The sequence below is a fragment of the Iamia sp. genome (assembly GCF_035575815.1).
Classification (GTDB): domain Bacteria; phylum Actinomycetota; class Acidimicrobiia; order Acidimicrobiales; family Iamiaceae; genus Iamia.
Map to the genome: position 1 here is coordinate 1 of NZ_DATLXO010000141.1, position 11655 is coordinate 11655.

The 11655-nt window shown below is 76.0% G+C and carries 9 protein-coding genes; all 9 read left to right on the forward strand.

All coding sequences use genetic code 11. The features are described from left to right. A partial coding sequence (locus tag VNL12_RS14745) for a WXG100 family type VII secretion target (protein WP_325595703.1) occupies nucleotides 1–235 on the forward strand: 235 nt, incomplete at its 5' end. A 231-nt stretch (nucleotides 236–466) separates the two neighbouring features. After that, a complete protein-coding gene (locus VNL12_RS14750) occupies nucleotides 467–736 on the forward strand; it encodes a hypothetical protein (RefSeq protein ID WP_325595704.1) in 270 nt (89 codons plus the stop codon). After that, nucleotides 733–885: a hypothetical protein gene (locus tag VNL12_RS14755; protein ID WP_325595705.1), complete on the forward strand. Its 153-nt coding sequence runs from the start codon at nucleotides 733–735 to the stop codon at nucleotides 883–885. The genes VNL12_RS14750 and VNL12_RS14755 overlap by 4 nt, the downstream gene beginning before the upstream one ends. Next, on the forward strand, nucleotides 885–1844 hold the full coding sequence (locus tag VNL12_RS14760) for a M23 family metallopeptidase (protein WP_325595706.1): 960 nt from the start codon (nucleotides 885–887) through the stop codon (nucleotides 1842–1844). The genes VNL12_RS14755 and VNL12_RS14760 overlap by 1 nt, the downstream gene beginning before the upstream one ends. Before the next feature lie 105 nt (nucleotides 1845–1949). Next, on the forward strand, nucleotides 1950–6290 hold the full coding sequence (locus VNL12_RS14765; protein WP_325595707.1) for an FtsK/SpoIIIE domain-containing protein: 4341 nt from the start codon (nucleotides 1950–1952) through the stop codon (nucleotides 6288–6290). Nucleotides 6291–6409: 119 nt separating this feature from the next. Further along, nucleotides 6410–8860, forward strand: a complete 2451-nt coding sequence (locus VNL12_RS14770) for a serine/threonine-protein kinase (RefSeq protein WP_325595708.1) — start codon at nucleotides 6410–6412, stop codon at nucleotides 8858–8860. Further along, a complete protein-coding gene (locus tag VNL12_RS14775; protein ID WP_325595709.1) occupies nucleotides 8857–9855 on the forward strand; it encodes a MoxR family ATPase in 999 nt (332 codons plus the stop codon). Before VNL12_RS14770 ends, VNL12_RS14775 begins: the two co-directional genes overlap by 4 nt. Then, nucleotides 9852–11030: a DUF58 domain-containing protein gene (locus VNL12_RS14780; RefSeq protein WP_325595710.1), complete on the forward strand. Its 1179-nt coding sequence runs from the start codon at nucleotides 9852–9854 to the stop codon at nucleotides 11028–11030. The genes VNL12_RS14775 and VNL12_RS14780 overlap by 4 nt, the downstream gene beginning before the upstream one ends. Next, on the forward strand, nucleotides 11027–11655 hold a 629-nt coding region (locus VNL12_RS14785; RefSeq protein ID WP_325595711.1), incomplete at its 3' end, for a hypothetical protein. The genes VNL12_RS14780 and VNL12_RS14785, both read left to right, overlap by 4 nt.

Below are 11655 nucleotides of genomic sequence, written 5' to 3' on the forward strand. Positions count from 1 at the left end.
GCTCGACAGCCTCGGTAGCAGCTTCACCGGTCGCAGCGGCGAGGTCGACGACCTCGTGAGCGCGCTGCGCACCGAGCTCGACTCCGCCTATTGGAGGGGTGGTGCGGCTGACCGGTTCCGCAGCGCGTGGGACAGCGAGTACGAGCCCGCTCTGCGGAACCTGTCGACCGCACTCATCGACGCGTCCGACGAGGTCCGGTCCCGGGCCCGGGCCCTCGAGCAGGCCGGCGCCTGAGCCCGGCGGTCCGCCGGGCGCCCACCCTCGGAAGCCTTCCACCCGGGCCCACCCCATCGGTCGAGCCGATCCCAGATCCGTCCCGACCCCGCCCCCGGCACCGCTGGGGGCGGGGTCGTCCGCGCGCCGGCGCGCCCGGAGACGGGGCCGTCGGTGCGCCATCACCGCTCTGGTGGCCGGTGGGAAGGCTTCCCCATTTCTCAGGGGTGGAGGTGTCGGTACGTTGCTCCCATGGCACGGACGACATCTCCGGAGCGGCTCGAGGAGCTGGCTCAACGGTTGGACCGCGAGGCGGCCCGGTTGGCTGCTGTGCGACTAGAGCTGCGCCGTGACGTCCGGGAGACCGAGTCGTACTGGGAGGGTCTGGTCGCGGACCGGTTCCGGGGTCACACCGGTGAGCGGCACCGTCAGCGCCACATCGACCTGGCTCACGATCGGGTCGCCGCGGTGGCCCGCATGTTGCGGGCGGCGGCACGCGAGCAGTCGAGCGTGCGCCCGTGAGCGCGTCGGTGGTGGAGCCGGTTGACGATGTGGCCGCCGATCCTGGCGTCGAGGGCTTCGCCGCCTGGCCGCTCGCCCTCGACCGGCGCGCTGCGCTGGTCGAGGGGCTTCGGCCTGGCGTTCAGGCCGCGACCCTCGGAGGGCTCTGATGGCAACCAACCTCGAACCCTCGACCGGTGAGACCCGCCGGCGGCCCTGGCAGCTTCCCCGCAACACCACCGGCAGGGGTGGGCGCATCACCATCGACGTCCACCAGATGCACCGTCTCTCTCGCAGTCTGACCGGGCACCTGGCGGTGTTGGAGTCGGTCCGTCGCCACGGGGCCGAGGTCGCGGGCGCGCTCGACGCACTGGTCCTCGATGACGCCGGTGACACCCGCCGGATCCGTGCCGCGCTCGACACCGCCCTGTCCGACGACTACGGCGTGGGCCGGGCCCGGAACCTCCTGGTCCGCGACATCGGCTACGTCGTGGAGGCCCGGGAGCGGGCCCTCGGCGCCGATCGCACCGACCGAGACGAGCGTCGGGTGATCGAACGGCTCATCGCGTCGCTCACCCCCGGCACCACCGCCCTCGCCACCCGCCGCAAGGTCCGTCGCCTGCTCCGCGGCCTCTACGAACCGGCCTCGGACGGGTCGGGCGGCTCGGGCGGTTCGGGCGGCTCGAGGGGCGGACTGGTCAAGCCCCTCGCCACCAAGCTCACCTCGACCTCGGAGTTCCGCGTGCCCGACGCCGAAGGGGCACCGGACAACAACGGCAACCGGTACCACGCCGGCAAGGACTGGTTCGCCCCGCCCGGCACGGCCGTCCGGGCGCCCATCGCCGGCAAGGTCGTCGAGGTCACGCCCTCAAGGGGCAACAGCGGTCAGATCTTCGGCGGCGTGGTCAAGGTGCAGGGCGCCAACGGCAGGGTGTGGGTGTTCCGCCACGTCGACCCGACCGGCGTCAAGGAGGGCCAGCGGGTGGACGCCGGCGACCGGGTCGCCAAGATCACGAACTGGACCGGCGGCCCCGACCACGTGCACATCGAGCACTGGAAGACCCTGGGCGGCGGCTACAACATGGGCAACATGCTCGACCCGATGGTGGCGCTCAAGCGGTTCCTCTGACCTGATAGACCACAGCCCGAAGGGCCGAGCGGGGAAGGGCTCCCCATTCACGGGCGCGCGGCCATCGTCGAAGGTGGACCCCATGGACGACCGAACCGCCGCCCGATGACCTCGTTGCACCTCCTCGTGGTCGACCGCTCCGGTCGGGCTCGCCCGGTGGTGGTCGACGGCCCCGACCGCCTCACGGTCGCCACGGTGGCCGTCGCAGTGGCCGACGCCGTCGGCGAGGAGGAACCGGACCCCGCGCTGTTCCTGGGGGAGCGTCGTCTCGAAGCGGACGACGACCTGGCCGAGGCCGGCGTCGTCCAGGGCGCCACCGTCGGGGTCGGTGTCCCGGTGGCCGACCCGGTGCAGCCGCCCGTCGGTGACCTGGTGGTCGTGGCCACCGGCGGGCTTCAGGCCGGCCGCCAGGCCTCGCTGGCCGAGCCCGGGGAGGTCTCGATCGGACGGGGCGCGGACGTCGAGCTGAGCCTGCCCGACCCCGAGGTCAGCCGGGCCCACGCCTCGGTGCGGCGCGACCCCGACACCGAGGACGTGGTGGTCACCGACATGGGCTCGCACAACGGGGTGGGTCACGCGGGTGTCCGCCTGAACGGCCCGACCCCGGTCGAGGAGCGCGAGCCCCTCACCATCGGGGCCAGCGTGGTCGAGACCCGACGGCCTGTCCCCGCGGCGCCGGTGCTCGAGCCCGTCGCTCCCGACGGGACCCGCCGGTTCAACCGGCCACCCCGGATCCTCCCGCCACTCGAGCCGCCGGAGCTGGTCATGCCGACCAGGCCCCGCGAGCCGTCCAAGCGGAGGATCCCCATCGCCGCCGCCCTCATGCCCGCGGTGCTCGGCATCGGCATGTTCGCGCTGATCGGCCCGTCGCCGTTCCTGCTGTTCATCCTCCTCTCGCCGGTCATGCTGGCCAGCAACGCGTGGTCCGATCGGCGTCACGGCCGCAAGGAGCACAAGGCGCAGATGGCGACCTACGAGGCCGACATGGCCAGCGTCGGCACCCGCCTGGCGGCTGCCGTCGTCGCCGACGAGCGCATGCGCCGCCATGCCTTCCCCGACCCCGGCGAGGTCGTCGAGACCGCGATGGGCCCGGGGCGTCGGCTGTGGGAGCGCCGCCTGACCGACGACGACCACCTCGTGCTCCGGGTGGGCACCGCCGACCGCCCGGCCCGGGTGAACGTGGTGGGCGGTGACGCCAAGAGCACCGCCCCGTCACCGCCGGCGCGCAACGTGCCCGTGGTCGTGGCCCTGGCCGCGGCCGGGGTGGCGGGCATCGCGGCCGAGCTCCGTCCCGTCCGCCTGGCCGTGGCCCGGGCCCTGCTGGCCCAGGTGGTGACCCTCCACGGCCCCCGCGACATCCGCATCGTGCTCATCACCGCGGCCGACGACGAGGGCGACTGGGAGTGGTTGTCCTGGACCCCCCACACCGAGGGCTGGCACGAGGGCTCGGCGCCCCGCCTCATCGCCACCGACCGCCAGCAGGCCGAGAACCGCCTGGCCGAGCTCCGGTCCCTGGTCGCCCACCGGACCGAGGCCCGCCGCCAGCGCTTCGGGTCCGACGTCGTCGAGGCGCCCCGCGTGGTGCTGGTGCTCGACGGCGCCCGCCGGCTGCGGCACCTGAAGGGCCTGGCCGACGTCCTGCGCGACGGCCCGGCGGTGGGCGTGTTCGCCCTGTGCCTCGACGGCGACGACCACAGCCTGCCCGAGGAGTGCCGGGCCACCGTCGTCACCGATGGCGAGCGGGGCACGCGGGCCACGGTGCGGCGACCGGGGCTCGAACCGGTGTCCGACGTGCTCATCGACGGCCTCGACCAGGCCTTCGCCGACCGGGTGACTCGCGCCCTGGCCCCGCTGCGCGACCTCGGCGCCGCCGGCGACGGGCGCGCCGAGCTGCCGCGCACCGTCCGGTTCTGCGAGGTCGCGGGCATCGGTGAGCCGACGTCGGAGGCGGTGGCCGACGGGTGGGCTGCGGGCGGGCGCTCCACGCGGGCCCTGCTGGGCGTGGGCGAGTCCGGCCCCTTCACCGTGGACCTGCGCCGCGACGGCCCCCACGCCCTCATCGCCGGCACCACCGGCGCCGGCAAGTCCGAGCTGCTGCAGACCCTGGTGGCGTCGCTGGCCCTCGCCAACCGGCCCGACGCGCTGTCGTTCGTGCTCGTCGACTACAAGGGCGGCGCCGCCTTCCGTGACTGCGCCCGCCTGCCCCACTGCGCCGGGCTCATCACCGACCTCGACGGCCACCTCGTCGACCGGGCGCTGCGCAGCCTCGACGCCGAGCTGAAGCGGCGCGAACGGGTGCTCGCCGCGGCCGGCGCCAAGGACATCGACGACCTCGTCGCCGGCGGCGGGAAGCTGGCCCGCCTCGTGATCGTGATCGACGAGTTCGCCTCCCTCGTCGAAGAGGTCCCCGAGTTCGTGACCGGCGTGGTGGGCATCGGCATGCGGGGCCGCAGCCTCGGGGTCCACGTGGTGCTGGCCACCCAACGCCCGGGCGGGGCCGTCACCGCCGACCTGCGGGCCAACGTCAACCTGAGGCTCTGCCTGCGGGTCGGCGACCCCCAGGAGTCGAGCGACGTGATCGACGTGACCGACGCGGCGACGATCCCGCGCACCCTCCCCGGCCGGGCGCTGGCCCGCACCGGGGCGCGGGAGATCACCGCCTTCCAGGCGGCCCGGGTCGGCGGCCCTCGCGCCGGTGGCCCCGCCCCCGACCTGCCCACCACGGCGCACGAGGTGTCGCTCGTGGAGCTGGGCACCGACCCCCTGCCCGACGACCCGGACCAGGGGGCGGCCGACGCGGTGGGCGACCCCGACGACACCGACCTGGCCGCGTTGGTCGACGCCATCTCGGCGGCTGCGGTCGCGGCCCGGGTCGAGCTCCCGTCAGCCCCTTGGCTGGCGCCCCTTCCCGGGCTGGTGACCGCAGACGAGGTGGCGGCGAACGGTGGACCGCCGGTCGGCGCCCCGGGCGGGCCCCTCAGCGTGGCCGTCGGTCTGGCCGACCTGCCCACCGAGCAGGCCCGCGCCCCCTTCGTGGTCGACCTGGCCAGCATCGGGAACCTGGCGGTGGTGGGCACGGCTCGCAGCGGCCGCACCACGGTGCTGCGCACCCTCGCCGGCGGGCTGGCGGCGGGCACCCCGGCCGACGCCCTGCACCTCTACGGCCTCGACGGTGGCAACCGCGGCCTCGCCGGACTCGGTCGCCTGCCCCACACCGGTGCGGTGGTCGCGGTCGATGACATCGACCGCGTCGAGCGCCTGGTGCGGCTCCTGGCCGGCCTGGTCGACGATCGCCAGCGCACCGTCGACGACGAGGCCCCGACCGTGGTGGTGCTGGTCGACGCCTTCGAGGCGGTGGTGAACCGCTTCGCCGAGCGCGACGGCGGGTGGGTTCCCGACACGATCGACCGGGTCGCCCGCGAGGGGCCCTCGGTGGGCGTGCACGTGGTGCTCGCCACCGACCGGACCGGCTTCTCCATGCGTCTCGCCTCGGCCTTCCCCGCCCGCCTCGCGCTGCGGCAGGCCGACCGCGACGACGCGGCCATGCTGGGGCTCGATCCCAAGGCGGTGCCGGCGGGACGGGCGCCGGGCCGGGGCGTCTGGGTCGAGGGGGCAGTCGAGGTGCAGGTGGCGGTGCTCGGCGGCGATCCCGCCTCTGCGGCCCAGGACGCGGCGCTCGACGCGATCGGCCGGGGGGGGGTCCCGCCCACCACCGGTGCCGGTCCCCGCCGGGTCGACCCCCTGCCCGAGGTCGTGGCCCTCGATCGGATCCCCGACCGCGAACCCAGTCGCGGCCCGTCGGTCGTGATCCTCGGCGTCGACGGCGACGGTGCCGCCGTGGAGGTCGACCTGGCCGAGCTCACCCCCGGCTTCGTCGTCGCCGGTCCGCCGACGGCAGGACGGTCGATGGCGCTGGTGACCATGGTGCGGTCGCTCAGCGGTCTCGACGACGGCCGTTGGCGGGCCGTGGTGGTCACCCCCCGGTCGTCGCCGTTGCGAGACCTCGACGGACCCGGGGTCGAGGTCCTGGTGTCCTCCGAGCTGGAGGGCCGCCTCGACGACGCCCTCGACGACGCCCTCGAGGAGGCCGGCGAGGGGGCCCTGCTCGTCGTCGACGACGCCGAGATGGTGCCCGACGGGAAGATCACCCGGATGCTCGAGGCCCGGGTCCGCACCGCCCGCGACGACGGCCTGGCCGTGGTGGTGGCGGGCACGACCGACGACCTGCTCCTCCAGCGCTACCGGGGGTGGCTCGCCGACCTGCGACGAGCGCGGACCGGCCTGCTGCTGTCGCCGGCGTCAAGCATCGACGGCGAGGTCTTCGACCTGAAGCTGCCGCGCAGCACCGGCGGCACCTGGAACCCCGGTCGGGGCCTGCTCGTGGCTCGGGGCCGCAGCGAGATGGTGCAGGTCGCGGTCTCGGACCCGGCCCTCGCCCTCGGGTGACCGCAACCGCGACGCGCCCCCACCGGCCGGTGGGAGCGGGGTTATGCTCGGCCCCACCGACGCGAGGTCTGGCGGCCCGGCCCGCCCGCCGGGCAGGCTGGCGCCGCCAAGGAGAGGCGGTGGTTGTGAGCTCGGAGACGGTGGGCCCACCGCGCCTCCCCGGCCTCGGCCAGAACGCGCCCCTGCCCACGGTCGCGGGCACCCGCCGGTGGGCCGGCGTGCGCGACGGGGTCCCGGTCGTCGTGCACGTCGCCCCGGATCGGGTGGCTGGTGGGCGCGACCGCCGCGCGGTCGAGGCCCGGCGGGCCGGCATCGAGGCCCTCCGGGCGGTGCCCGGCCTCGTCCCTGTGCTCGGCGGCGGGATCGACGACGGCCGACCCTGGTGGATCACCCCCTCCGAGGGCGAAGCCCTGGACGACCGCCGCCACCGCACCGTCGCCGAGGTGGCGGCCCTCGGGGTCGACCTGGCCACCGGGCTCGGCCGTCTTCACGCCGCCGGGCTGGTCCACGGCCGGGTCGCTCCCGATGCCATCGTGACCACCACCGACGGCGCCCACCTCGGCGTCGACCCCGTGCCGCCGGTGCCCATGTCCGAGGCCGCCGCCGGCCCCGCCCCGCACCACGTACCGCCCGAGGTGCTCGAGGGGCGGGCCTGGACCCCCGCCGGCGACCTGTGGGCCCTCGCCTCGACCCTCTACACCCTGCTCGAGGGCCACCCGCCGTTCACCCGGGAGGCGGGCCAAGGGGTGGCCGATGTGCTGCTCGCCGTCACCCTCGGGGGCCGGCTCACGTTCCACCGCCCCGACGTCGGCGCCGATCTGCGCCGGGCCCTCGAACGGGGCCTCGACCCCGACCCCGAGCGGCGGCCGACCGCCTCCGCCTTCGGCGTCGCCCTGGTGACCGCCAGCGGTGCCGCCCTCGCCGACCGCCTCGACACCGTCTCACCCGCCCTCCCCGCTGGCCCCGTCGGCCCGGAGCACGACGCCGACGACGCCTCGACGGTGGGCCGGCCGCTCGGCTCCGCGTACCTGCTCACCGAGCCGATCGGGCGGGGGGCCATGGGCCGGGTCTGGCGCGGCGTGCGCCGGGTGGACGGCAGCGCGGTGGCGGTCAAGGTCCTGCGCCCCGAGCTGGCCGACGACCCCGATGCCGTGGCCCGGTTCCTCACCGAGCGCAGCGCTCTGCGGGCGGTGGTGGATCCCCACGTGGTGCGGGTGCACGACCTCGTCGTCGAGGGATCGATCCTCGCCATCGTCATGGACCTCGTCTCCGGCGGCGACCTCCGGAGCGCCCTGCGCGCCGAGGGGCGCCTGGCGCCCGGCCCTGCCATCGAGGCGATCGGCGGGGTGGCCGCCGGGCTCGTCGCCGTCCACCGGGCGGGCATCGTGCACCGCGACGTGAAGCCGGAGAACGTCCTGGTCACCGCGGGAGACCCACCGGTGCGCCTGACCGACTTCGGCATCGCCCGGGTGGTCGACGGCGCATCGCTCACCCGCCCGACCCAGCTCGTCGGCACTCCGGACTACGTCGCCCCGGAGCTGGCCGCCGGTCGCCCACCGTCGCCCGCGTCCGACGTCTACGCCCTCGGCGTCATGGCCTACGAGCTGCTGGCCGGGCGACGACCCTTCGTGGGCCCGTCGCCCGCGGCGGTGCTGCGGGCCCACCTCGACGAGGCGCCGGTGCCGCCGCCAGGGCTCGACCCCGGCGTGTGGGCGATGGTCGCCGCGTGCCTCGACAAGGACCCCGCCCGACGCCCGGCCGCCGATGAGGTCGCGGGCTGGTGCCGACGGGCCGCCCCCGCCCTCGAAGGCCATCCGCGCCTCGATCCCGTGCCCGCGCCCCCAGCGCGCCCCGAGGCCTCGGTGGGTGCGGTCGACCCGCTGTCGGCCCCGGCGGTGCCCGTCCCGCCGGTGGCCCTGGCCGGTCCCGCCGGCGACCACGACGGGGACCGGCTCGAGACCCGGGCCGGGCGCCGGCCGGCCGATCCGGCCCCGCCGGCGGCGCCCGCGGCCCGGCGCCGGTGGCCGTGGCTCGTGGGCGCCGCCGTGCTGGCCCTGGTCCTGGGCGTGGGGGGCTTCGCCACGGCCCAGCGCGACGAGGATGCCAGCCCCCCCTCGACCGATGAAGAAGGGAGCACGACCTCCGATGGCGTCGAGATCGGGTTCGTGGGCCTGCCGGTCGACGAGGCGATCCTGCAGAGCAACGGGCGGGTCGTGGTCCGCTACGCCCAGCCGACCGTCGAGGACGAGGGCACCTCGCTCACCCTCGTCCTGGTGCCGGCCGGCGACGACCCCGCCGCCCCGGAGCGTCAGCGCCAGGCCGACTTCGACGGTGCCGGCGGCGCCAGTAGCGATCCGGGCGAGAGCGATGACGCCGTGTTGCCCTTCGACGACGACGAGGACGGGGTGAACGACGCCATCAGCGTCGATCCGGCCGGGTTCGACCTCGACCTCGAAGCCGACCCCGGCGCGTGCGTCAGGATCCTCCACCCCTACCGGGGCGCCAAGCCCGAACCCGCAGACCTCGGCGTCCGCGCCTTCGCCACCGACTGCACGGAGATCAGCGAGTGACCGACCGCACCACCACCCATCCCGAGTCGACCCCGGGCCCGGTCGACACCCGGTCCGTGCAGTGGTTCGCCGTGCGGGCCGCGACCCTCCAGGCCAACGTCGAGACCGTGCTCACAGGCAAGCCCGAGGTCATCCGCCTGGCCCTGGTGGCGCTCTTCAGCGAGGGCCACCTGCTGGTCGAGGACGTGCCGGGCGTGGGCAAGACCACCCTGGCGCGGGCCCTGGCCACCTCGATCGACGCCGGCTGGCAGCGGATCCAGTTCACGCCTGACCTCCTCCCGTCGGACATCACCGGCGTCTCGATCTGGAACCAGGAGGTGCGGGAGTTCGAGTTCCGACCGGGACCCGTCTTCGCCAACGTGGTCGTGGCCGACGAGATCAACCGCGCCTCGCCCAAGGCCCAGTCCGCCCTGCTGGAGGTGATGGAGGAGCGCCAGGTGACCGCGGAGGGCACGACCCGCCCGGTGCCGCGGCCGTTCCTCGTGCTCGCCACCCAGAACCCGATCGACCTCGACGGCACCTACCGCCTGCCCGAGGCCCAGCTCGACCGCTTCCTGCTCCGCATCGCCGTCGGCTACCCCTCGATCGACGACGAGTCGGCCCTGCTCGACCGGCGTTCGACCGCCGGCCCGCCCCGGATCGAACCGGTGCTCGGGCTCGACGACGTCCGCACCATGATCGAGCTGGCGGCCCGGGCCCACGTCGACCCGGCCGTCTCCCGGTACGTCGTCGCCCTGGCCGACGCCACCCGCGCCGCCCCCGAGGTGCGCCTCGGCGCCAGTCCCCGGGCCAGCCTGGCCCTCCTCCGGGCGGCGCAGGCCCACGCCCTGCTCGACGGACGCAGCTACGTGGTGCCCCACGACGTCAAGGCGCTGGCCCCGGCGGTGATCGCCCACCGGCTGATGCTGGCCCCCGAGGCCGAGGTCGAGGGCCGCAAGGCGCATGAGGTCCTGGCCGGCATCACCGCCTCGGTGCCCGTGCCGACGGGGCTGTGACCGCCGCCGGCGCGGACCTGAACGACCGCGGCCTCCGCCTCACCCGGGCCGGGGCAGCGGTCGGGGTCGCATCGATCCTGACCGGCGGCGCGGGCTGGCTGCTCGGCCTCCCGGAGCTGGTGGTGCCCGCCGTCGCCGGGCTGATCGCCGTGCTCCTCGCGCTGGTGGCCACCGCGGCGCCGCTGCCGGTCGTCCTCGAGCGCCGGTTCCGCCCCGAGCGCGTGACGGTCGACGGGCCCGCGGCCGGGCTGCTGCGGTTCACGAACCGGGGCCGCCTCCCGATGCCCGGGCTCATGGCGGTCGACCACGTCGGCGGCCGGCCCCTGTCCCAGCGGGTGCCCGGCATCGGGGCGGGTGGCACCACCGTGGTCCGCAACCTCCTGCCCACCGACCGGCGGGGCCGCCTCGAGCTGGGGCCGGTGCGGGTGGAGCGGATCGACCCCCTCGGGCTGGTGACGCGGTGGCGGTCGATGGGCGCGGCCGACGTGCTCTGGGTGCGCCCCCGCGTGCACGCGGCCGACCCGATCCCCACCGGCGTGGTGCTCGATCTCGAAGGTCCCACCTCCGACACCGCCACGGAGGGGACGCTGACGTTCTCGAGCCTGCGCGAGTACGTCCGGGGCGACGACCTGCGCCGCATCCATTGGCCGACCACGGCCCGCACCGGTGCGCTGATGGTGCGCACCCACGTCGACACGAGCCAGCCCCGCGCCACCCTCGTGCTCGACACCCGGGACGGGGTCTGGGAGCCGGCCCGCTTCGAGCACGGCATCGAGGTGGTGGCCTCGCTGGCGGCCGCCTTCCGGCGCGTCGGTCACGGCGTCGAGGTGCGCATCGTCGGCGAGGACCGGACCGCCTCGGCGCGCCTCGGTGCCCGCAGTGACCTCGACCGGCTGACCCTCGCCCGGGTCGACGAGCGCGTCGGGACCCAGGAGCTGTTCGGTCTGATCGAGCGCTCCGAGGGCGGCGGGGCCTTGGTGGTCGTGACCGGTGACCCCGAGGCGCGCCTGGTCGCGCGGGTCGCGACCCAGCGGCGCCGGCACGCACCGGTCGTCGTCGTGCGGCTCGTCGCCGACGCCCAGGTGTCGTCGCACCGCCGCAGCGGCGTGCTCGAGGTGGTGGCCCGCACCGCCGTTGCGGCCGTGGCCTCCTGGAACCGCGAGGTGCGTCGATGACCGCCGCTCGCCCGGCGAGGAGCGGGCGGGCCGACCGGGTGGTCACCGTCGGCCGGGGTTCGCTGATCGGGCTGGTCCTCGTCCTGGTGGCGGCACCGGCGGTGGGGGCGGCGTACTCCGAGGGCTGGACGGTGCCGGTGGTCGGGGCCGCGGTGGGGGCGGCTGTGATGAACCTGGCGGTGCGGTTGGTGGTCGACCGGGGCGTCGGACCCACGCTCGTGATCGTGCACCTCGTCGGGATCGTGCTGTGGGTGACGGCCGCGGTCCGGCCCGCGGTCGACGGGGCCACCGCCCTCGGGGGCATGGGCGACTCGGTCGCCCGCCTCCTCACGACCCTGCCCCCGGTCGACGCGCGGGGGCCCGAGCTGGCCGTCGCGGTGGTGGCGACCTGGGTCGCTTCGGCGACCGCGACCGCCCTGGCGTCGCGTCGCGGCGCGGGCCCCGCGGCGGCGGCGCCCGCCGTCCTGCTCTTCGCCGCCGCCCTGCTCGTGGCCGATCCGCGCCGGTCCCTGCCCGACCGGGTGCCGGCGGGGCTGACGGTGGCGGTCGGGTTGGCCCTGGCGGTGTTCGCCCTGGTCCGCTCGGCCGACCGCGAAGGGCGGTCGACCCCCGAGCGCGCCGCGGC

Excerpts from the sequence above, each read along its gene's own strand:
- VNL12_RS14750 (WP_325595704.1), top strand. The coding sequence starts at position 467 with ATGGCACGGACGACATCTCCGGAGCGGCTCGAGGAGCTGGCTCAACGG.
- VNL12_RS14760 (WP_325595706.1), top strand. The coding sequence starts at position 885 with ATGGCAACCAACCTCGAACCCTCGACCGGTGAGACCCGCCGGCGGCCC.
- VNL12_RS14765 (WP_325595707.1), top strand. The coding sequence starts at position 1,950 with ATGACCTCGTTGCACCTCCTCGTGGTCGACCGCTCCGGTCGGGCTCGC.